Origin of the sequence: Streptomyces sp. NBC_00344, assembly GCF_036088315.1 — a bacterium.
GTDB lineage: Bacteria > Actinomycetota > Actinomycetes > Streptomycetales > Streptomycetaceae > Streptomyces.
Map to the genome: position 1 here is coordinate 341,729 of NZ_CP107996.1, position 21,578 is coordinate 363,306.

Consider the following 21,578-nt stretch of genomic DNA (forward strand, 5'->3'; position numbering starts at 1 on the left):
AGCCGCGGAACGGCCGGGCCGTGCACGGGCATCGCGCGGTCCCGGTCAGCCGGGCAGTACGGCCGGCAGGCAGCCGCGGGGCATGAAGTACCAGCCCTGGAGGCCCTGTCCGTCGGTTCCTCCGGCGCGTGGGTCGCGCACCATGACCCAGTTGCCGTCGCGAGAGACATACCTCCACAGCACGGTCTGACCGATCGTCACCTGGCCGTTGACAGGAGCGCTCGCGCCGGCGGGCACATCCCAGGGACGGACATTTCCGTATCCGGTTATGTGCGATCCGTCCCAGGTCGCGCAGCCGGCGCCCGCGACGGTGGCCACGGTTGCACCGTCGTCCGCCGAGCCTCCGATCTGGCCGTTGGTGAACATCGAGGTCGGCAGGGTGGTGGCCGCTCCGCAGCTGTCGTCGGCGGCCGCGTCACCCGCGAGCGCACCCGAGTAGGTCCACAGACAGGTGTTCAGGTCGCCGAACACCCGTCCCCATCGGTAGCCGTTGTTCTGGTCACCGTGCACGTCCACGGTCCAGTTCCGGTAGGCCGTGCCCAGGACGTAGGACGCCGGGCTGCGGCGCAGCAGGGTGTAGTCGGTCGTCACCTGCTTACGAACCGCGGCTTGCGCCGTCGAGTCCTGTCCGGCGGCCATGGGCAGTATGGCGGCCGAGGCTGCTGTCGCGAGCCCGAGTATCAGTGCCTGAGTGCGTCGAAGCATGCGTACGTCCTCCTGTTTCGCGTGAAGGGTTCGGTGTGTGCGCGCCGTTCCTTGGGAAAGGTGGTCCTCACCTTCAGGTCGTTGGGGGGGGTATGCGACCCGCGGCGGGGCTACGAGGTCACCACGAGAGCTTCGCCGGGTGCGACGGTCGTCGTCATCCGATGACCGTCCGCAGACTCGGCCGTGGGCCGGAAGCCGGGCCAGCGACCTCCCGCGGTGACCTGGCGGCCGTCGATGCGCACGTACGGGGCGTCGACGGTCCGGCCCTGGCCGGCAGGGTCGTACGGTGTCATCCGGTCGACCCGCGGCGAGGAAGCACCCACCGGGACAGTCACCGTGGAAGGCCGGTCGCTCTTGTTGATCAGGAACAGGCGGCGCTCCCCGTGCCGGCCCCGGACCTGCCAGGCGCTGAGCTGCGAAGTGGCGCCCTCGTCGGTGGCCAGCGGGACGGGACGCAGCCCTTCGGTACCCTGCGCGAACCGGCCGAACATCAGCATGGCGTAGTACAGCGGGGCGGCAGTGGGGGCCCCGACGGCCGGGGTCGGGTCGTAGTCGACGGCGTTGTAGTAGGCGTTGCCCTCCTCCGGGGCGTAGAAGGCGCGCACCTCCGCGTTGTGGAAGTTCACACCGATCGCGCCGGTGCCACAACCGGCGTTTGCCGCCGGGTTGTCGGGCGGCCGGGGACAGGCGGCGTGAAACATGAGGTCGAGGGCGTAGGCGGCGGAAGCGGCGACATTGCTCACCCCGTCCGCGCCCCGGTTCGCTGCGGTGTTCGTCTCCTCCAGGCGGTAGCCGAGTCCGCGGTCGTCCGCTGCCTCGGCGTGGGTGAAGACCTGGTAGTCGAGGCTGTCCATGTGCTCCCGGGAGAGCAGTGCGGCGGTGCTCGGGCAGCGATAGGGCTTGCCGGTGCAGGTGCGGGCCAGCGGGTAGAAGTGGTCACTGGCGTATGCGCCGAAGACCCCCGCGTTCCTCTTCGCCCGTTCGGCGACGGTGTCCACGATCCGTGGCCAGTTCCAGAAGTAGCGGGTGGGCACGGTGCTGTCGGCGACACTGCGCCACGGCAGGATGTCCTCGCTGGTACTGGGTGCGATGACCGGGTATCCGCCGATGACGTCGGGCGACGCATACGTGGCCAGGTCGCTCAGGTAGTGGTCGAGGCCTGCTGTCCCGTAGGACAGGTCGGGTTCGTTGCCGAGTTCGATTCCTGCCACATATCCGGCGGCGGCGCCGGTGAAGACCCGGGCGACCCCCTCGGTCACGAAGGCATGTGCGTGTGCGGGGCTCACGAAGGGCCGGGTCGCGGTCGGGGGCGACATGGCCGTACCGAGTACCACGCCCCAGGCCGGCCGCTCAGCCCTGTGACGTCCGGCGTTGACGGCGTCGAGTGTGGAGCGGATGTACGTCAGGTCCTGCGGGGTGATCACCCGGTCACTGTTGGGGCCGCTTGCTTCGAAGGGGGTGACGTCCTGCGAGGAGCCGCCGATACGGAGCACACCGGTGCCCAGGTTGCGCAGCAGCCGGATGAAGGCCGGCCTGGCCGTCGGGCTCATGTACCGCTCCACCAGGGACCATTCGATGCTCAGTCCCACGAAGTTCGCCGGGATGCTGCCTCCGCGCTCCGGGCGCGAATCGTGGCGTGCGGCCGGCTGCCGCTGAGTGGTGGAGCCGTCATGAGCGGAGGCGGCCCGGCCGGTGCCGGGTGACGCCATCAGTGCGATCGTGGCAAGAGCTGCGCAGCACGCGGTGCGGAGACCGCGCCGGCCGCGGGTGCGACGGGTTCCGGTGCGGAGCGCGGTGGATCGGGCCGATTGTTCGGGCGTCACTGTTCCGCCTCTCGATGGCCCCGGGCGGCAGAGTGCGCCCGGGGTGCGGGGGCCGCAGCGCGTGATGTGCTGCGGCCCCCGTGCGGGGAAGGATGTCGCGGGAAGCGCCTCGGGGCCGGAGTGCGGCGGCTCAGTCCTCGGCCCGTGTCATGAGCGGCTGTTCGTCCGCCGGCACCGGGATCCGGCCGGCCGCAGCGGCCCCTTCGTCGCCGCCCGGGGCCACGGCCACGACGATCGCGTCGGCCGCCTCGTTGGGCTCGGGGCTCACGAGGCCGACAACCACATAGAGAACCAGAGATGTCACCAGAGGTGTGACGATGATCGCCGTCTGGTCGGCGCTGCCCATGCCGTACTTGACGATCCAGTAGCCGGCCAGCCCGGCGGCCCAGGAGATCAGCGCCGCCCGCGGTCCGCACTTGCGGAAGGCGGGAAGCATGCCGAGCAGAAGCGGGATCGAGATCGGTCCCATGACGGCGGCGACGAGGGCGACGATGATGCCCAGCACACCTCCGAAATGGTCGGCTTCGATGGCGACCAGCATGCTGAGTGTGATGAAGACGACCGTGCAGATCCGGGCGGACAGCAGCCCTGCCCGCTCGCTCATGCCACGAGCCCTGCGGGACAGGACAGGCATCATGTCCCGGACGACCACGGAGGAGATCGCGTTGGCGTCCGACGACGCCATCGCCATGGTGTGGGAGAACATCCCGGCGAGCGTGAGGCCCACGAGACCGGCGGGCAGATACTTCTCGCTCATCAGTGCGTAGACCTGTTGCGGGTCCGCCACATGCGGCAGCAGCACCGGTGCCGCGACGGAGGGGAAGAGCAGAAACGCCGGCCAGATCACATAGAGGGCCGCGGACAGCCCGGCGGACCGGCGCGCGGACTTCGGGCTGTCGGTGGCCATGTAGCGCTGGGCGAGGTTCCACATACCGCCGTTGTACTCGAAGATCTTGATAACGATGTACGCGGTGAAGAAGGTTGCCGTGTAGGGGCCCACCAGCGGCTCCGTGTGGTGGTCGGGCAACCGGTGCCAGAGTGTGCTCACCCCGGAGATTCCGCCCAGCTTTCCGAGCACCACGACGACCATGGCAACTGCGGCGATGCCCTGGATGATGAACTGGCCGAAGTCGGTCAGCGCGTCGGCCCACAGACCGCCCACCGTGCAGTACAGCAGAGTGACCACTCCGGTCACGACGATGCCGGTGTTCATCGCCATGCCGGTGAACACATTGAGCAGGATGGCGACGGACGCCCACTTGGCCGCTACGTCGAAGACCTTCAGAAGTGTCCCGCTCCAGGCCAGAGCCTGCTGCGTGGAGATGTTGTAGCGCGTCGCGAGGTATTCCAGCGGCGAGGCCACCCCGTACCGGCGGCGCAGCCTGTTCCACCGGGGCGCGAAGACGATCGCGCCGACGCCCGTACCCACGGCCAAAGGTACGAACGCCCATATGTAGACGGTGATGCCGTAGCTGTAGGCGACGGCGGCATAGGCGACGAAGACCGCGGCGCTGTAGCCCGACATGTGGTGGGAGATACCGGTGAGCCACCAGGGCATCCGGCCACCGCCGGTGAAGTAGTCACTGACGCCGCTGACGCGCTTGTGCGACCACACCCCGATGAGGAGCATCACGACGAAATAGCCGCCCAGCGCGACCCAGTCCAGTACAGCCATGGGAACTCCTCGTTACGGATGCGGTGCACGCAGTGCCGTGAGAATGAAGACGTGGGAATGAAGATGAGGGAGGGAAGACATGTGTCCGGCGGGGATTTGTTCCGGGGTCCGGCCCCGCCCTCAGCGCTTGAAGGTGATGATCTGCGCGGTTCCCGGGGTGACGCGGACGGTTGCCGACAGGTGGCCGACCGGCACCGGCCTCGACCGCGGTACCCCCGATGCCCTGCCCGCGGCTGTCACACTGCGGTCGCCCAGGGTGATCCGGCTCGCGTCCGGAGAGCCAAGACCGTCCGTCGCGGAGCTGCGCATGGTCACCTGCCGCCCCGTTCGGTACCGTGCCGGCAAGTTGAGCTTCACCTCGTCGGCGGTCGTACCCGCAGTCGAGGGGTCCTGGACGTTGAGGAGCACGACCGTCAGGGAGCCGTCCCGGCCCTTGATCCCGTAGGCCCTGACCTTGTCCAGGTCCGTGTCGGCGAGCCCGAGGTCGACGAACCGGCCGCGCGGCACCTGGCTGAAGGCCCAGAGTCCGTAGTACAGCGGCGCCGCCGCGAGTCCGTTCGCGTCGAGCTGGGCCTGGTCCGCGGCGCAGAACGCCCCGTAGTAGCGGTACGAGATGGGATAGTCCGCCGAGTTGCGGGGTTTGAAGTCACCGCACAGTGCCGCCGTGTTGGTGTGGAACTCGACCCGGTCGATGCCGTCCTGCGCGGTCTGCAACAGGTAGTCGAGCGACCAGAGGGAGGTGGCGTACGAGTCGCTGACCCCCGGCTGCCCGCTGCACGAAGCACTGTTCGACTCGTTGATGGTCATCGGTATCCGACCGCCGAAGCGATCGCCGATCTCCTTGATGCCCGCCAGCTTCGTGCGGGTTCTGACGTAGCTGTCCGATGACATCAACTGGGGCACGGTCATGGTCGACGTCCCGCAGTGGCTGCCCGGGTAGAGGTGGGACGAGAGTTCGGACACCGTCTTCTGCGGATCGACCGATGTGTCGGCCAGCATGGCCCTGCTGACATCGTCCAGCTTGGTGTTGGTCGCCGCGGTGTTGGCGGATGGCCCGGCCACTTTGATGGCGGCGTGCGGTACGGCGGCGCGCACGGCAGCTTCGTACTGCTTCATGGTGTCCCACATCTCGCCCCCGGAGAGAGTGGTGACGTTGTCGAACTCGTTGCCCACCTCGACGGACAGCAGGTCGTCTCCCAGCGTTCTGTGCGCTGCCTCGACCTCGGCGACGATCTGGTCGAGCGTCACCCGGGGGGCGGGGTCCTGAGCGGGGTTCTTCAGTTTCGCCGGGTCGATCACAGCCTTCAGAGGGAGGCCGAGCGTCACCTTCCAGCCGGTCGCGTCCACGAGCTTCCTCAGCGCATCGAGGTCCGACTGGTCAACGGTCCCTCCGATGGCCTCCTTCGGCGCGGATGTCCGGCTCCATTTGCCGAACGCCGGCCACACCAGGTCCATCGAGTAACCCCCGAGTCTCAGCACCCCGTCGGAGCCGAGCGTCTTGAGCCGCCCTGCCATCCTGTCCCTCGTGAGGAAGCCGTGGGCGAAGTCGGCCGATTCAACGGAGAAACCCTGGTGACCGTCGGCGAGTTCGGCGCCGCCGGCACCGGCCGGAACGTTCAGTGAGAAGGTGCTCGGCTCACCTGTCGGAGCAGTCGCGGCGTGTGCCACTGTGCCGGCCGTGGGGACAGCGGCGCCGGCGGCCAGCGCGAGCGCAAGCAGCGACCTGGCCCACCTGTTCCGGCCGGCAGGCGCGGGTCGCGGCTCGGGGTGCACGTTCATCTGGCGACTCTCCTCTATCAGGGTGAAATATGGCGTGCGCATGCCATGAACTCAGACGTGGGTGAAGTCCCGCATCCGCCTAGCCCGGGCCGGGGAACCGCACTTCGGCAGATCTCCGGAGACGCGACTGTCCCTGAAAAGCGACATGGTCCGGCCCGCCCGCCGAGGAGCCGCTCTCTTCCCCGCGCGCCTCACTGCCGTGACGGGCGCACCGCCGGCCCGGCCCTACGACCGGCAGGCCGCCTCGCTGACGGCGATCTTGTCGAACAACGCCCCCGCCTCCTCGCGTCCAGACTGTCTACGTATGTAGATGGTGATCAGATGTGCAGACTTTAAGCTCGCCCCGGGGAGGCGTCAAGCAGCTGAACCGAACCAGTTGGATGCACTTGCAGACACCAAAAGGGCATGTCGCAACTTTGAGGCCATCGGACGCCGGCGCCCGAGCGCCCGGCCCTGCCTCCAAAGCCGAGATGCAGGACCGAGCGGCCGTCCGAACGCAGCATTCGTGACCTGCGTGTTTCCCCGCGCCACCAGGGGTCCGTGGCACATCGGTCCCGCAGCGGCCGATCCGCGGACCGTGGTCAACGATCACCATGGCGGCCGGTACCGCCACCGCCCTCATTCAGTGGTTGCGGTGTGCGGTCCTGCGTGCAACGTGGGGATACGGACCGCGATGAGGGCGACGTCGTCGGTGCTGGAGGCCGAGAGGCCGCTGAGCAGCTCGTCGCAGAAGGTTTCCAGCGGTTCACGCGCAAGGGCCGCGGCATGCTGACGCAGCCGGGCCAGCCCGCGGTCGAGAACCTCGTCGCGGCGTTCGACCAGACCGTCCGTGTACAGCACAACCGTGCTGTCAGGGGGAAGCGCTTCCTTCGCGCCGGTCCGGTGCCCGGTGGGCTCCACCCCCAGCAGCATGCCGCGACCGCCCATCAACAGACGGGTCTCGCCCTCCGATGTGACCAGCAGCGGCGCGGGATGGCCGGCCGCCGAGTAGTGCAGCACCCAGGGCTCCTCCGGGCCGAGCTTCTCCACGAGCCCGTAGATGCAGGTCAGCGTCTGGTGAGGAGAGACAATGTGGATGGCCGCGTCCAGGCGACCGATGATTTTGCCGGGCGGCTCTTTACGGTCGCAGGCAATGCCGCGCAGCATGTTGCGCATCTGGCTCATGGTCACCGCGGCTCGCAGATCGTGCCCGGCAACATCCCCGATGATCACGGCGGTGGCCCCGTCCGGCATCACGAACGCGTCGTACCAGTCTCCGCCGACCTCAGCCGTCGACACCGCAGGCTGGTAGCGAGCTGCCAGCCGGAGCGGACCGTCCGTGGGCAGTTCGGGCAGGAGAGAGCGTTGCAGCCGCTCGGATGTGTGCTGGGTCTGGGAATGCAGCCGCGCGTTGTCGACGGCGAGCGCGACCCGGTGGGCGAGATCTTCCACCAACGGGAAGGTCTCTTCGCTCAGGGCGCCGTCATGGGCGGTGCGGGCCAGGGTGAGGGCTCCCAGAACCTGCCTCCGGGAGCGCAAAGGTACGACCACCGCCGTGTGCGCTCCCAAATGCTCGAAGAGTTCCAGCTCCCTGGCGTGCAGGGGGTCGACCGCTGTCTGCGGAGCGGGGAAGTCGGTCAGGAGCAGCGGTCCGACACCGCGCAGCGCACGGGCCAGCGGAGCAGCCGACTTCGCCCTGCAGGAAGGGAGAAGCCCTTCGTACAACCCTGGAGAAAGCCGCTCGGGGTCTCGGTGCTCGACCACCAGTCTCCGCACCGCGCCGTTGTCCTCCAGCAGGTCCACCGCGCACCAGTCGGCCAGGTGGGGAACGAGGGTGCGGCACAGCCTCCTCAGCCCCTCTTCCACGTCCAGGGTGCTGCCCAGTGCATCGGCGGCGTTGGCCAGGAGTGTCAGCCGGTCCAGAGCCTGCTGCACCGCCTGGTCCACTTCGAAACCGTCGTCCGGCGCCTGCTCCGTCCGCGCCGGTACGGCAGGCTTCCGGCCTTCGGCGCGGTCGCCCCCACTGGAGTCCATACATCCAGCTCACCACATCGCCATTTCAGTCGCGCGTCGCAGAAAAGCCCGCACTTCCCCGACCGATGGTTCTTCGCCGGGATGCGGTGAAGAGGTGCCCCGGCGTCCCGGCGACCGCGCGCTCAGGCTCCGATCGACGGCAGGGCGGTTTCGGCCCACACCTGTTTGCCACCGCCGAGGGGCACAGAACCATAGGCCACCGACACCGCCTCGACGAGCAGGATCCCCCTGCCGCCGGTCGCATCCCATTCCACGCTCGTCGGTTTGACAGGCGTGCGCGGCGACGCGTCGCTCACGGCCACCCTCAGGCGCTCCCCGGTGAGAGTGAGGTCGACACGCACCGGCCCCTTGGTGTGCACCAGGGCGTTGGTGACCAGTTCCGAGACGATCAGCAGGATCGCATCGGGCTGCTCCGTCACGCCCCAGGAGCGCAGGGTACGGGTGGTGAAACGCCGCGCGTGCGCGACCGCGTCGGGCAGCCTCCACACCGCCCAGCCCGAGCGGAGCGGCCGGGCTCCCATCCCGTCGTAGCGCATGAGCAGCAGGGCCACATCGTCGTCGCGCCGATTGACACCACCGAGCAGTGCGTCGGCCATCCGGCCGGTATCCGAGGGGTCCGCACCGGCGAGCAGGGTGCGCACACGGCGCATTCCGATCTCCAGGTGCAGGTTCGATGACTCGACGAGGCCGTCGGTCAGCAGGGCGAGGACAGCGCCCGGAGCCAGCGCCACCATGGACATCGGGAATTCCGCCTCCGCGAGCACGCCCAGTGGCGGGCCGCCTTCTGTCTCCACCTCCCGGGTGTTGCCATCCGGGTCACGCAGCAGCGGCGGCAGGTGTCCCGCACGCACGCACCAGGCGTCGCCCTCCTCCATGTCGATGGCGACGTAGCAACAGGTGGCGAAGAGGTCTGTCTCCATGCCGACGAGCAGGCGGTTCGCGCGGGACACGACGACATCGGGGGGGTGGCCCTCCACCGCGTACGCCCGGATCGCCGTACGCATCTGGCCCATGATCGTCGCGGCGCCCGCGTTGTGTCCCTGCACATCACCGACGACCAGCGCCACTTGGTTCTCGCTGAGCCGGATCACGTCGTACCAGTCGCCGCCCACGGTGAGACCCACCGTCGCGGGCAGATAGCGGGCCACCGCGACTCCGCCGGGCAGCCGCGGAAGTTTGCGCGGCAGCAGACTGCGCTGAAGCATCGTGGCGAGCTCGTGTTCGGCGTCCAGCGAACGGGCGCGCACCAGGGCCTGCCCCACCAGGCCCGCCGTCGCGGTGAGCAGTGCACGTTCCTCCGGACCGAACACATGCGGTTCGTCCCAGCCGACCAGGCATACCCCGACCACCCGGTCCCCGGCGGGGAGCGCCAGGACAGCCAGGCCGCCGGGGCCGACACCCGCGAGGCCCGGTTCCAGCGCGGAGCCCGCCGACCAGAGGCTCACCCGGCCCTCGCGCAGCGCAGCCGTCAGGGCGGGAAGGGACGTCACGGGCGCATCGGGCCACTCGGATCTCCATTCGGATCGCCAGAGATCCGGCCAGGCATCGGACTCCGGCGGGTCGAGGACGGTGACGCGCAGCCGGTCGGCCTCGAGTTCGGCGAGCGCCACCCGATCGGCTCCCAGCGGATCCCGCAGGGCCTCGACGACCGACCTGCTCACGTCTCGGACGGTCATCGCACCGGCCAGGGCGACCGACAGCCGCTGCACCCGGGAGACCTCGTCCGCGCCGGCCCGCAGATGCGAGGCGTCAGCCACCACGCCGAGCACTCGCTCCGGTTTGCCGTCCCCGTTCGCCAGCACCCGGCACCGCAGGCGCAGCCAGCGCAGCTCACCGGTGGGGCGGCGGATACGGAACTCGAGATCCCGGCCCCCGGAGATCAGATGCGCCGGCTCGACGATGGACATGAGCGCCGGCAGGTCGTCGGGGACGGTGTGGGCAAGCAAGGTCTCCACCCGTCCGTCGAAATCGTCGCGGGAGATGTCGAGGAGGTCGAGCACCCATGCGTCCGCGTCGATCTGCCCGCTGCTCAGTACCAGGGTGAACGAGCCGACCCGGAGCCGGCCCAGGGCGGAGCCCGGCACCTGCCGGGACCCGCCAGGGCCGGTGGCGTGCCGCTCCGGGTCGCCGCTCGCCTCGAGCCATGCCGTGACCTGGTCCGCGTAGAGCTCCAGGTGGTTGCGCTGATCCGCGTCGAAACCGGCGCCGACGTCGTCCACGACGACCAGACAGCCCAGCGGCCCGCCGTTCGCTCGCAGCGGCAGCACGCCCAGGGAGACACCGTTGGGCAACGCCTCATCCGGGGTGCCTCCGTAGGCGGAGAGACCGGACGCGTCCAACCACAGGGGGCAGCCGGTGCGGAAGGCGTCCGCCACGGGTGTGTGTCCCGACAGGGAACAGCTGGATGACAGCCCGTAGCGGGCGCCCGGCGTTCCGGCGGATTCGGTCAGTCGCAGACCGGCGTCCTGCTTGCCCTTCACATAGACAGCGGCAAGCACCGCCCCGCCGAACACCCGCATCAAGGCCGCAGCCCGAAGCGCCGTGGCAGCTCCGCGCGGACGCGGCTCGCGTGGATCCACCGGGTGCCCCCATGGCTCGGTGACACCGACGCCGGACGTCTCATCGTCCCTCGATTCCGACCAGTCCCAGCCGACCGGGCAGCCCTCCGGGCAGACAGAACCACTTCGTGGCGCAACCGGGGCCAGTCATTCCAGCGTAAGCATGACAGGCGCCCTGTGCCCGCTTCTAGAGTTGTTCCGCAACTCCGGGCTCCGTCCGCTGGTTTCGGGCGCTTCCGGAGCGCACCACCGACCGGGCGCCGCCTCATCGCAGGCCGCCTCCGGTCGCGCGGGACGCGCGCTCCCCGCCTCCCCCAGCTGCTGCTGCGCGGCCCGGCGGACCTCTTGACCGGCGTCGCCTTCCTGCTGCATCAGCACCCCGATCCCCTGGACCCGGACCCGTGGATCAGGCTGCTGCTGATCCACGAGGATCTGCACGGAGATGGGTACGGGCGTCAGGCCGTCTCTCTCATCGAGGACCACCTGCGAACAGCAGGGCATGACGGAGTCCGGCTCGCGGTACTGGAGAACAACCCGGTCCCCTTGGCGTTCTGGTCGGCACTCGGCTACCGGGAGATCGACCGCCGGAAGGACCGTGCCCAAGGTCGGCCATTCAGGCGGACTCCGCACGCACCCTGCCGGTCCGCACGGCCCCGACCAGCGCGTGGTGGTCGCGCTCGTTCTGGTCGGCATAGCTCTCGGCGAACCGCACCATCGCCCGGTCGAAGACGTCGCTGCGTCCGAGGTAGGCGGCCAGAGAGATCCGGTCTCCGGACCTGGCGTGTGCGCGGGCCAGGGTGGCGCCGCAGACCTCACCGAACAGCCGCATGCCCCTCGGCACCATCAGCGAAGGCTCGACGATTCCCTTCCAGTCGCGCAACTGGCGCACATAGAAGTCTCGTTCACGTCCGTCGATGCCCTCGGTGCGCTGCCATCCCAGAAAGATGTCGCTCGCGGCCTGCATCAACCGCTGGCCCGCGACCACCCGCTCCCCCTGGGAGGCGTACGAACTCGCCCCCACGTACGGGGCAAGAACCGATTCCCCGGCCTCCTTGGCCTGGAGGAAGAGCGGGTCCTGGCTGTCCCTGCCCAGCAGGAGCACGATCCAGCACCGGGTGCCGACACTGCCGACACCCACCACCTTGCGGGCCATGTCGACCACGGTGAACTGCTCGAGAAGGTGCTGCCGGTCCGGCTGCAGGGTGTTCCGGTACCGCTTGATCAACGTGTTGATCTCCGCTTCGAGCAGGGCCCGTTCGGCGCCGGGCAGCAGATCGGCGAGTGGTGTGACCAGAGGTGGCGCCGCGGCTATCCGGCGTTCTCCGCCGACCACCCGGGTCAGTTTCCCGAAGGCCTGCAGGCTGTCCCTGGTACGCGCCTTCGCCAGTGCACCCGAGAGGCGCTTGCGGCCGCGCTTGTGCAGTTCACCCGACGCCAGGGTCTGCAGTTGCTCCGCTTCCGCTCTGCTGTACCAGACGTCGAGGTGGCGCATCCCGGCGAAGCGCCACATCTGCTCCCGGTAGGAACGAGCGGTGGCCTGGACGATGGAGGCGCGTTCCTCGTCGGAGTAGCCGTTCTCCCGTCCGGCGATGACAAGGCTCGACACCAGCCGTTTGACGTCCCACTCCCAGGGGCCGGGAAGCGTTTCGTCGAAGTCGTTGATGTCGAAGAGCAGGTGCCGCTCCGGGGAGGCCAGCAGGCGGAAGTTCAGCAAGTGTGCGTCGCCGCACAGTTGCACGCGCAGGCCGGTGTCCGGGGTGGTCGCAAGGTCGCTCGCCATGATTCCCGCGGCACCCCGGTAGAAGCGGAACGGTGACTCCGTCATCCGTCCGTACCGGATCGGCACCAGTTCCGGGACCCGGTCGGCCGACTGCTTCTCGATCGCAGCCACCGGGTCGGCCCGGTGCGAGGAGGGTGCGAACTCGCCCTGGCTGGAGCGCGATGCCCGGGAGCGGGCCGCCTTGCCCCGGGCGGCACGCTCCCGTGGGGAGGGCCACGGCCCGTTCGACTCCGTACCCGTCGCCGTCTTCCTGTTCATGGCAGTGCCTCCTGAGTGCTGCGGCCCAGCACACCCGCCTGTGCCGGACGGCCGGTGGGCCCGGCATCCGCGCCGAGCCGCTGGTCCGGCTGGGGACTGGCCAGGCGTCCGTCCACCGGGGCCGGCTGCGGAAAAGGAGGGCGGCGCTGGGCTCCCCTTCCATACTCCCGGCATCCGCGCCGATGCGCGCGGTGCCGGCCCACGGCCGGGGCCCGCCACCGCCCAGGTGGATGCGCGTGGGGCGCGCCAGGGACGCACCCGGACGTGACGTCGCAAGAACTCCTCAGCGGCGGTGTCCACCGCGTATCCCAGCGACTGCACCCCCCACACGTTGATGGAAGGGCTCCGGCTGCGCCTGAGAGCCGGGACGCCCTGCACGCGTCTCCCCATCGCCGAGTGGACCCCGCCGCAGCCGTGGACCTGCAACCGGACAGCTGGACACCGAGGACGGCGTCGTCCCGCCACGGCCGCTGTCAGACGGTGCGAGCCCGGCGCCAGGCTTCGGTGGCGTCCCGCGCGGTGAGGTGAGTGGCAAAGACCCGGTCGAGTCCAGTGATCCGGAAGACGCGGGCGACGTGCTCGGGTACCGACGCCAGGGCGATGCCGGCGCGCGCGGCTAGGGCTGTGTTACGGGCTGCGATGAGCAGGCCGATGCCACTGGAGTCGCAGAAGGCGAGGCCGGTCAGGTCGATGGTGAGCTGCTGGCCCGGCTCCGGGGTGGCATCGGCGAGGGCCTCTTGGGCAAGCGGCACGGTGTGGTGGTCGAGCTCGCCGGCCAGCGCGAGCACCGGCCCGGCACTCGAGGTGCGCACGGTACAGGTCAGGTCGTTCACTTCTGCGGCTCTTCGGGGGTCGCTGCGGGGACGCTCAGGGCGAGCAGTGCGGTGTCGTCGTCCACACCCTGGCCGAAGGTGTCGAGCAGGCCGGTGAGGGCCGCGACGACAGCGGGGGCGGTGGTGGGAGCCAGTGCTGTGGTGAAGTCCAGCAGGGCCTCGTCCCCATAGCGCTCCCGGTTGCCCGCGGCGTGGTGGGCCTCGGTGAGTCCGTCGGTGTAGAGAAGCACGGTGTCACCGGGGGCCAGGCGCACCTGCACGGTGGAGATCTGGGCTTCGGGCAGCACGCCGATGAGCTGGCCGCCGGGTGTGGCTAGTTCCTCCGCGGTGCCGTCGGCGCGCATCAGGATCGCTGGGGGGTGACCGCCGCCGGCCAGGGTCAGTTCATGGATCCCGCCGTCTCCCACGGGGGTGAGCAGGCCGTAGACGACGGTGCAGTAGCGCGGGTCGTCGCCGTGGTATTCGTGGCCGAGGACCGTGTTGAGGTTGGTGAGGACAGCGACGGGGTCGGGGTCGTAGACGGCTGCCGCGCGCAGGGTGTAACGAGCCAGCGAGGTGACCGCTGCGGCCGCGGCGCCCTTCCCGCACACATCGCCGAGGAACAGACCCCAAGCGCCGCCGTTGAGGGGAAAGAGGTCGTAGAAGTCACCGCCGACCTGGTCGGTGGAGGCGACGTGGTAATAAGCGCAGACATCGAGACCCGGTACCGGGTCCAGGGCCGGGGGGAGGAGGGTGCGCTGCAGAGTGGCGGTCAGGTGCTGCAGGCGGGCTCGTTCCCGTTCCACTTCGGCACGTGCCGCCTCGGCTTCCAGCCGCGCGGCCTCTGCCTGCCGGCTGGCGTGCAGCAGTTCGGTCTCGTAGGCCCTGCGGTCGCGGGCGTCGAACAGAGTGGTGCGGATCAGCAGCGGTTCGCCGTCGATGCCGGTCTTCACGCTGGATGTGACAAGGACCGGCAGCCGGGTGCCGTCCGCGGTTCTCACTTCAAGGGCGATGCCGTTGAGTTCTCCCTGCATGCGCAGCAACGGGGAGAAGTGGGTTTCATGGTAGAGACGGCCGCCGACGGTGAGCAGGTCGCTGAAGCGTTTACGCCCGACAAGATCCTCGCGCCGGTATCCGAGCCAGCCCAGCAGGGTGTTATTGACCTTGGCGATCTGTCCGTCGAGCAGGGTGGAGAGGTAGCCGCATGGCGCGTTTTCGTAGAGGTCCTCGGCACTGTCCTCCAGCAGCGACGAGAAGCGGACCTCATCGCTGTCGGGCCCCGGTTCGGGTGCGGGGTCATGCTCCGTGCGGCTCATCACGGCGTTCTCGCCGCGAAGGCGGCAATCGCCGCGGCGGTGGACTCGGGGGCGCTGAGCTGCGGGCAGTGTCCCGTCGCGTCCAGGGTGACCAGTTCGCTGCCCGCGATCGAGGCGTGCACGAAAGCGCCCACTTCCGGCGGTGCGATCGCGTCGTTCGAGCACTGTGCCACCAGCGTCGGAACGCTGACGGCGGCCAGATCCGCACGGTTGTCGGACAGGAAGGTGGCACGGGCGAACGCCCGCGCGATCGCCGGATCCGTACGGCAGAAGCTGTTGGTCAGCTCCTCCCCCAGCTCAGGACGCTCCGGATTGCCCATGATGACCGGCGCCATCGCCGACGACCAGCCCAGGTAGTTGCTTTCCAGCGACTCCAGCAGCTCGTCGATATCCGCGGCGCTGAACCCGCCCCGGTAGTTCTCGTCGTCGATGTAGCGCGGCGACGGAGTCAGAAGGACCAGCTTCGCGAACAATTCGGGCTGCTGCGCCGCGGCCAGCACACCGATCATGGAACTGACCGAATGCCCTACGAATATCACCGGCCCGCAGTCCAGTTCGCGGAGGATCTCCACCACGTCCCGCGCATAGCCGTCCAGCGAGGCGTATCGCTCCTCACTCCACGACGAGAGATCGGAGCCGCCCGCTCCTACGTGATCGAACAGCACGACCCTGAAGTCCTTGGCCCATACCGGGGCCACCAGCCGCCACATGTTCTGGTCGCATCCGAACCCGTGCGACAGAACCAGCACAGGGCCGCTGTCGCACCCTGTCACCACCACATTGTTCCTGCTCCGCACGTCCATGGCGGGCAGTCTTGCACTCATCGACACTTCCGGCCAAAGCCTCACTGATCGCAACGACGGGGTCCCGTGTGCCCGCTCAGTCCTGGGTGAGCATTCCGTTGCGCAATTTCGTCAGAGTGCGGTTGAGGAGGCGGGATACATGCATCTGGGAGACACCGAGTTCCGCACCGATCTGGGACTGGGTCATTTCCTGGCCGAAACGCAGGGTCAGAATCTCGCGCTCACGCTCGTCGAGGGTATGCAGCAGAGGTGCGAGCGCGTGGAAGTCCTCGACGAGTTCCATGGCGGGGTCGCACGAGCCGACGACATCGGCGAGGCTCCTCGAGTGCCCCGCTGACCCCTGGGACTGCTCGTTGTTGTCCTGGGGCATGTCCAGCGAGCCGGCGGTGTAGCCATTGGACGCGATGATGCCGTCGAGGATCTCCTCCTCACTCAGTCCGAGATGATCGGCGAGTTCCCGGACCGTGGGCTGCCGGTCCAGGTCCACGGAGAGGGACTCCTGCGCCCTGGCCAGCGTCACCCGCAGCTCCTGCAGCCGCCGCGGGACGTGTACGGCCCACGTGGTGTCGCGGAAGAACCGCTTGATCTCCCCCACGATGTAAGGAATGGCGAAAGAGGTGAATTCGACTTCGCGCGAGAGGTCGAAGCGGTCGATGGCCTTGATCAGACCGATCGTGCCCACCTGGACGATGTCCTGCATGTCACCGCTGCCCCGGTTGCGGAAGCGGCTGGCCGCGTACCGCACCAGAGACAGGTTCATCTCGATCAGAGTGTTCCGCGCGTACTGGTACTCGTGCGTGCCCTCTTCGAGTACCCGCAGTTGATCGAAAAAGGTTCTGCCCAGCGCCCGGGCATCCTTGGGGGCGACCTTCTTGGCGTCCTCGATCCACGGCAGCTCACCGACATCGAGGCCTCGGGAGGCCGGGACGACGGCCTCAGCCGGCTGCACGGACGCCGCAGGGGCCTGCACGGGCATCGACACGACGATCACTCCCTATTGAAGTACGGGCAGACGGCTTGTGCCCGCAGACCTACCGACCACACCTGGTGGCTCGAAGTTCCCTGCGCAGACCCCTGCACCGTGAACAGTGAAAGGCCGCCGCGGGGGGAGCGGCCCCGTGCCCGGCACCTGTCCCTTCACGGCCGGGCAGCAGCACGGCATACTCCGGACATGCCCAAAGTTCCCGCCGGGGATCCGAGTTCGCTCACGAACGGCCGCTACGGCGTCCTGGGCGCCCAGGACGCCGTCGGGCCGGCCCGGGTCATCGACGCCGACTCCATCGGCCCCCTCAGGGAAGCGCTGCACCGCGCGGCAAGGAGCCGCCCCTGTGTGGTACTTGACGCCGGGGCCGTGATCTTCGCGGACCCCGTCCTGCTGGATCTCCTCGCCCGGGACCACCGGGTCACGGACCTTCGCCCCGTCACGCCGGGCACGGAAGTCCTGCGCGTGCGAACCTCGAGCGATTTCGACACTCTGCTCCAGCTCCACACCACGCTGCAGAGTGCCGTGACCCATTCCGTCTCCCGCGGCCCTGCGCCCGCGCCCGTCCGCCCCGTCCTCTTCGAAACGGCTGAGTCATGATTCCTGACGCCCAGCACGAATTGCTTCACGGAACCGGAGCGCAGAAGCCCGCGACGTCCCTGGTATCTCCCCAGCACCATGACCTCTTCCTCGAACCCGGTCATGTAACCGAAGGCGCGGCCCTCGACGATGACGATGAGGAGCAGGAATTCTGCCCCTGCTGCTGACAGCTACCCGCGTCAGCTGAGATTTCACCCGGCGCCCGAATCAGGCGGTTCCCGAATCAGGCCTACGGCAGCCACTGACTCAGTTTCGATACCGTGCGCACCGGGTGGGGCATCGTCGATCCAGACACCTCGTCCTACCTGCGGAGCACATTCACGTCCGGCGTCGAGATCTCCGACCGGCCGCAGGACCCGAGGAGCGCAGAAAGCGGGTGCGCCCGGTCCTTCGTCCGGGCCCACCCGCTCACATCCCTGCCGGACACGGCTTACCAGCGGTACCAGCGGCCACGCCTCCCGCCACTCGCGGTGGGCCGGACAACAAAACCGAGCAGCCACAACACCAGCACCACAACGGCGATCCACCACAGCGCCTGCACTGCGAAACCCGCGCCGAAAAGGATCAGGGCCAGCAGAAGAACGAGAAGAACCGGAACCATAGTCATCAACCTCCGATGGACCGGATTCCCCCGAAAGCTCGGACCACTCCACGGTTCGTATTGCATTTATCCGGCGCACTCCCGAGAGGAAAGCGCTGCGCGCACACAATGTTTCGGCTTCGGAGCCCGGGGACAAGCGTAAGCTGTCACTGATTCCGACTACGACAGGGCGTGAACGACTGTGACTGCGGACGAGAAGGCTCAGGCGAAGACCGAGCAGGCCAAGGGCAAAATCAAGAAAATCGCAGGCGCCGCCGTGGGCAACGAATCCATGGAGACCGAAGGACACGCCGAGGAGTCCAAGGGCGACCTGCGCCAGGCCAAGGAAAAGGCCAAGGACGCTTTCAAGAAGTAACCACAACGTGTTCGTCGGGCCCCGCAGCCGGTCGCTGCGGGGCCCGACGACGTTACCGGGCGCCACGCTAACCCCGCCCGCACAACACACACCGTTCCATCGCTCGCTGAACTCCGGACCTGTATGACACCTGAACGTGTACATCGTGAGCGTCGGACCCGGTCGCCGCTCCGGTCCGTCCGACACCCGCGAAGGCGCAGGGTCCGGGCCGGCGGCTCCGGTACGCCGACCGGGTGGCAGCACTCCCGGTCGCTCCCCCACCCGCCTACTCCCCGGGCAGTCCTCGCAGCCCTTTCCATGCAGGCTGTCGCAGATATCCGCCGTGCGTGCGTTCCGCGTACTGGACCTCGCCCTCCAGCAGGGGCAGCACCCAGTGCACCTCGTCCGGAGCCCTCCTCAACCCCTGGGTGAACGGTGATGTCCCGGCTGCGGCTTCGGTCAACAACGGCAGCAGAATCCGGCGCTGGACGGAGGACAGGCCAGAGCCGACAGCTCCGACGTAGTGCAGGCCATCGGTGCTCCGTGTGCCGACGAGCAGGGAACGGGGCCCACCGCGGGCATCGGCCAGCCATCCGCCGACGACCACATCGATCGAGGGACGGAACTTCACCTTGATCCAGTCCCAGGTCCGCAGGCCGGGCCGGTAGGCGGAGTTCAGTCGCTTGAGAATCACACCTTCGAGCTGGTGCTCACGGCTCCAGGCGATACCCGACCGCACGTCGTTGATCCACGCGGGCGGCACCAGAATCCGGTCGCCCGCCGCCTCCGCGGCCAGCCCTTCCAGCAGACGACGGCGCTCGCTGTAGGGACGCCCGGCCACGGTCCGCCCGCGGTGCTGCAGCACATCGAAGAGCATCAGCGTCACCGGTACCTCCACGGCGGCAGCCTGGATGCGGGAACTCCGGCGCTGCGACATCCGCTGCTGCAGCAGACCGAACGACGGTTTGCCGGTCGCCGGATCCAGGGCGACGATCTCGCCGTCCAGAACGAGTGGGGCGTCCTGCGTCAACGCGGTCAGTGCCTGGAGCTCGGGGTAGCGGTCGGTGGCGTCGGCCCCGGAACGGGCGAACGCTGTCACCGTGCCATCACCGCCTACGCCGGTGATCACACGCATGCCGTCCCACTTCACCTCTGCGGCCCATCCGCTCGTGTCGGCCGGGGCAGGCCCGTCGGTGGCGAGTATCGGCGCGACCCGGCCGGGGTGATCGGGCATGGAAGCAACCGTAGGGCCGGCAGCGGACGGGCGGCCCCAGGCCCTGCCGCCTGTCACTCGTGGGAGGTACCGGTGCACCCGACCGGCGCCGCGACGGCGGTCGTCCGGGTGCGGGCTGCGTCACTGGAGGCACCGGGCCGTCAACCCTCGAATCGCCCCTGCGGTCCGCGCCCGTCCTGGCAGTTCGGCTGCACTCCACTCGCCCGGCCGATACCCGGAAGGTGACTGACGCAAGCAGAGATCAGGCGGGTTTCATCGCCCACCGGATCGCCTTCGTCATCGCCAGCCCGGTCACCCGCACCCCCGTGTCCTCCACGATCGGCACGCGGGGAAGTCTCAGCGGTTTGCGGGCCCAGACCGGAAGGCCGGCCACCGCGTTCGCCGCGAGGACCGCGTAAGGAGCCCTCGCCACGAGGGGCAGCGGCGGATGCAACAGGATGAAGCGCGCGGCTTCGCGGGCCTCTTGAGTGGCTTGCAACTCGGGGCGGTAAGCCCTGATCCGTGCGGCAAGCTCGTTCCGGTCACGCGGCGGGTCGAGGACACCGAGCGCCGCCGCGACCCGAGCGGTGTCCGCGATGTAGCCGTCACAGCCTGCGGCGTCCAGCGGATGCGCACCGTAACGCTGGTGTGCGCGGAGGAAACTGTCGACCTCGGCAACATGCACCCATCCCAGAAGATGGGGATCGGCCGCGTGATACGGCTGCCCGCCCGCTGTGGTGCCCCGCACGCTCTCGTGCACGGCCCTCACACGGTCCACCGCGTCCTGGGCGTCGTTCGCGGTGCCGTAGGTCGTCACGGCGAGGAAGGTGCTGGTGCGCTGCAAGCGCCCCCAGGGATCTCCGCGGTAGCCCGAGTGAGCCGCGACGGCCGCCATGGCCAGCGGGTGTACCGACTGGAGCAACAGAGCCCGCAGGCCGCCGATGAACATGGATGCGTCCCCGTGCACGGTGCGGATGGGCCGGTCGGGGGCGAACCAGCGCGGCCCGGGGGCTCCGTGAATGCGGGCGCGGTTCTCGGGCCCCGCAGGACCCGCCACACGGCTGAAGAGGCTCTTCCCCAGCCGCTCCCGCACGTCGGCGACGCCGTTGGCCCACACATCCATACGCCCAGTATCCGCCTCTCCACCCACCCTGTTCCAGTGCCGCCGGGCATCGGCTGTCACACCGCCCCTGCCCGGGGCGGGGGCACCGGGTCCGGGAACTCTTCAGGCGCGAAGTGCGGCAAGCCAGTCCAGGAGGAGCCGGTTCACCTCGTCGGGTCGTTCCTGTTGGATCCAGTGGCCGCAGCCGTCAATGATCCGGGACGAGCGCAGCCCGGGCAGGGTGGCGGGGTAGGCCTCGATGGCATCGGCCAGCCAGGTGGTGGATGCGTCCAGCGCCCCGCCCACGAACAGGGAAGGCTGGGTGATGGGCGCACCGTCGAACGCGGCCAGGTCCTCCCAGTCCCGGTCCATGGCGCGGTAACGGTTGAGCGCCCCGGCCATGCCGGTCCGCTCGAACTCCGTGCTGTAGATGCCGAGGTCATCCGCACTGAGCCAGGCGGGTCGCCGGCCTGTGGGAAATCGTTCGCGCAGCGTGCCGTCCCTGTCGGCGAAGTGCGGGTCCGGGGCACCGGGATGGGGCATGGTGTCCGCGGACAGCGCCGCGTAGAAGCCGGCGAGCCAGCCGCGGACGTCCGGTTCGATCTCGCTCTCGACCCGGCCGGGTTCCTGGAAACGGGAAACGTAGAACTCCTCGTCGCCACCCATCTGCGCGAAGATCTCGCTGGGTCGCGGCCCGCCGCGCGGGACGTACGGCACACTCATCAGCCCGACCGCGCGAAAGACGTCCGGCCTCACCAGCGCGGCGTTGGCAGCGATGGAGGAGCCCCAGTCGTGGCCCACGACCACCGCGGTCTCCTCGCCGAGTGCGTGCACTACGGCGACGTTGTCCTCGATGAGTTCGAGCATCCGGTAGGCCGCCGCGTCGTCCGGCTTCGAGGAGCGTCCGTAGCCGCGGACGTCGATGGCGGCCGCACGGTACCCGGCCGCTGCCAGCGCGGGCAGCTGATGGCGCCAGGAGTACCAGAGCTCGGGGAATCCGTGCACCAGCAGGACCAGGGGCCCGGAGCCCTGCTCGACCAGATGGGTCCGTCCTGCGGGCGATGGGATCAGACGGTGGGTTGCCGCGGTGCTCTGCTGTCGCATCAGTCCTCCTGGGATCTCGGTCGGCCGTGCGCTGAGCCCGTACCGGACCGGCCGGCCCTTCAGCGCTCCGCACAACGATCATGCGGCGGACGGTGCGGGCGGCGTGAATCCTGTTGCTGT

At 69.0% G+C, this 21,578-nt stretch carries 17 protein-coding genes and 1 pseudogene; 3 read left to right on the forward strand and 15 right to left on the reverse strand.

Features of this window, described 5'->3' with window-relative positions; translation table 11 throughout:
* Window positions 1–45 precede the first annotated feature (45 nt).
* The 6 genes from OHS16_RS01690 to OHS16_RS01715 all read right to left on the reverse strand — a co-directional run bounded on the left by OHS16_RS01690 (window position 46) and on the right by OHS16_RS01715 (window position 10,514).
* Window positions 46–705, reverse strand: a complete 660-nt coding sequence (locus tag OHS16_RS01690) for a hypothetical protein (protein ID WP_328535331.1) — start codon at window positions 703–705, stop codon at window positions 46–48.
* 110 nt (window positions 706–815) lie between these two features.
* Window positions 816–2,414, reverse strand: a complete 1,599-nt coding sequence (locus tag OHS16_RS01695) for a hypothetical protein (protein WP_328535332.1) — start codon at window positions 2,412–2,414, stop codon at window positions 816–818.
* A 244-nt stretch (window positions 2,415–2,658) separates the two neighbouring features.
* Entirely contained in the window at window positions 2,659–4,203 is a 1,545-nt protein-coding gene (locus tag OHS16_RS01700; RefSeq protein WP_328535333.1) for a sodium:solute symporter family protein, read from the reverse strand.
* A gap of 120 nt (window positions 4,204–4,323) precedes the next feature.
* On the reverse strand, window positions 4,324–5,982 hold the full coding sequence (locus OHS16_RS01705) for a hypothetical protein (protein ID WP_328535334.1): 1,659 nt from the start codon (window positions 5,980–5,982) through the stop codon (window positions 4,324–4,326).
* Between the two features lie 618 nt (window positions 5,983–6,600).
* On the reverse strand, window positions 6,601–7,995 hold the full coding sequence (locus tag OHS16_RS01710) for a PP2C family protein-serine/threonine phosphatase (RefSeq protein ID WP_328535335.1): 1,395 nt from the start codon (window positions 7,993–7,995) through the stop codon (window positions 6,601–6,603).
* 122 nt (window positions 7,996–8,117) lie between these two features.
* Window positions 8,118–10,514, reverse strand: a complete 2,397-nt coding sequence (locus OHS16_RS01715; protein WP_328540680.1) for a SpoIIE family protein phosphatase — start codon at window positions 10,512–10,514, stop codon at window positions 8,118–8,120.
* Between the two features lie 216 nt (window positions 10,515–10,730).
* Between OHS16_RS01715 and OHS16_RS01720 the strand changes: the two are divergent.
* Window positions 10,731–11,111, forward strand: a pseudogene (locus OHS16_RS01720) (hypothetical protein); the annotation flags it as partial.
* Window positions 11,112–11,166: 55 nt separating this feature from the next.
* Here OHS16_RS01720 and OHS16_RS01725 read toward each other — a convergent pair.
* From OHS16_RS01725 to OHS16_RS01745, 5 genes are all read right to left on the reverse strand, one after another.
* Window positions 11,167–12,591 carry a DUF2252 domain-containing protein gene (locus OHS16_RS01725; protein WP_328535336.1) on the reverse strand — a complete coding sequence of 475 codons (1,425 nt, stop codon included), beginning with the start codon at window positions 12,589–12,591 and terminating at the stop codon, window positions 11,167–11,169.
* Between the two features lie 473 nt (window positions 12,592–13,064).
* A complete protein-coding gene (locus tag OHS16_RS01730; protein ID WP_328535337.1) occupies window positions 13,065–13,424 on the reverse strand; it encodes an STAS domain-containing protein in 360 nt (119 codons plus the stop codon).
* The gene (locus OHS16_RS01735; protein ID WP_328535338.1) at window positions 13,421–14,719 is read right to left on the reverse strand and encodes a SpoIIE family protein phosphatase; all 1,299 of its coding nucleotides are present in this window, start codon (window positions 14,717–14,719) and stop codon (window positions 13,421–13,423) included. The genes OHS16_RS01730 and OHS16_RS01735 overlap by 4 nt, the downstream gene beginning before the upstream one ends.
* Window positions 14,719–15,522 carry an alpha/beta fold hydrolase gene (locus OHS16_RS01740; RefSeq protein WP_328540681.1) on the reverse strand — a complete coding sequence of 268 codons (804 nt, stop codon included), beginning with the start codon at window positions 15,520–15,522 and terminating at the stop codon, window positions 14,719–14,721. Before OHS16_RS01740 ends, OHS16_RS01735 begins: the two co-directional genes overlap by 1 nt.
* Before the next feature lie 76 nt (window positions 15,523–15,598).
* Window positions 15,599–16,498, reverse strand: coding sequence for an RNA polymerase sigma factor SigF (locus OHS16_RS01745; protein ID WP_443042729.1), 900 nt, complete (start codon window positions 16,496–16,498; stop codon window positions 15,599–15,601).
* A gap of 195 nt (window positions 16,499–16,693) precedes the next feature.
* Between OHS16_RS01745 and OHS16_RS01750 the strand changes: the two genes are divergently transcribed.
* On the forward strand, window positions 16,694–17,104 hold the full coding sequence (locus tag OHS16_RS01750; RefSeq protein WP_328535340.1) for a hypothetical protein: 411 nt from the start codon (window positions 16,694–16,696) through the stop codon (window positions 17,102–17,104).
* A gap of 430 nt (window positions 17,105–17,534) precedes the next feature.
* Here the strand turns inward: OHS16_RS01750 and OHS16_RS01755 are convergent, their stop codons facing one another.
* Window positions 17,535–17,705, reverse strand: coding sequence for a hydrophobic protein (locus tag OHS16_RS01755; protein WP_328540682.1), 171 nt, complete (start codon window positions 17,703–17,705; stop codon window positions 17,535–17,537).
* A gap of 181 nt (window positions 17,706–17,886) precedes the next feature.
* Between OHS16_RS01755 and OHS16_RS01760 the strand changes: the two genes are divergently transcribed.
* Window positions 17,887–18,060 (forward strand): CsbD family protein, encoded by a 174-nt coding sequence (locus OHS16_RS01760; RefSeq protein WP_328535341.1) that lies wholly within the window; start codon window positions 17,887–17,889, stop codon window positions 18,058–18,060.
* 265 nt (window positions 18,061–18,325) lie between these two features.
* Here OHS16_RS01760 and OHS16_RS01765 read toward each other — a convergent pair whose 3' ends face one another.
* From OHS16_RS01765 to OHS16_RS01775, 3 genes are all read right to left on the reverse strand, one after another.
* Window positions 18,326–19,273 (reverse strand): ATP-dependent DNA ligase, encoded by a 948-nt coding sequence (locus tag OHS16_RS01765; RefSeq protein ID WP_328535342.1) that lies wholly within the window; start codon window positions 19,271–19,273, stop codon window positions 18,326–18,328.
* A gap of 241 nt (window positions 19,274–19,514) precedes the next feature.
* Entirely contained in the window at window positions 19,515–20,375 is an 861-nt protein-coding gene (locus OHS16_RS01770; RefSeq protein ID WP_328535343.1) for an oxygenase MpaB family protein, read from the reverse strand.
* A 102-nt stretch (window positions 20,376–20,477) separates the two neighbouring features.
* Window positions 20,478–21,458 carry an alpha/beta fold hydrolase gene (locus OHS16_RS01775; protein ID WP_328535344.1) on the reverse strand — a complete coding sequence of 327 codons (981 nt, stop codon included), beginning with the start codon at window positions 21,456–21,458 and terminating at the stop codon, window positions 20,478–20,480.
* Window positions 21,459–21,578 lie beyond the last annotated feature (120 nt).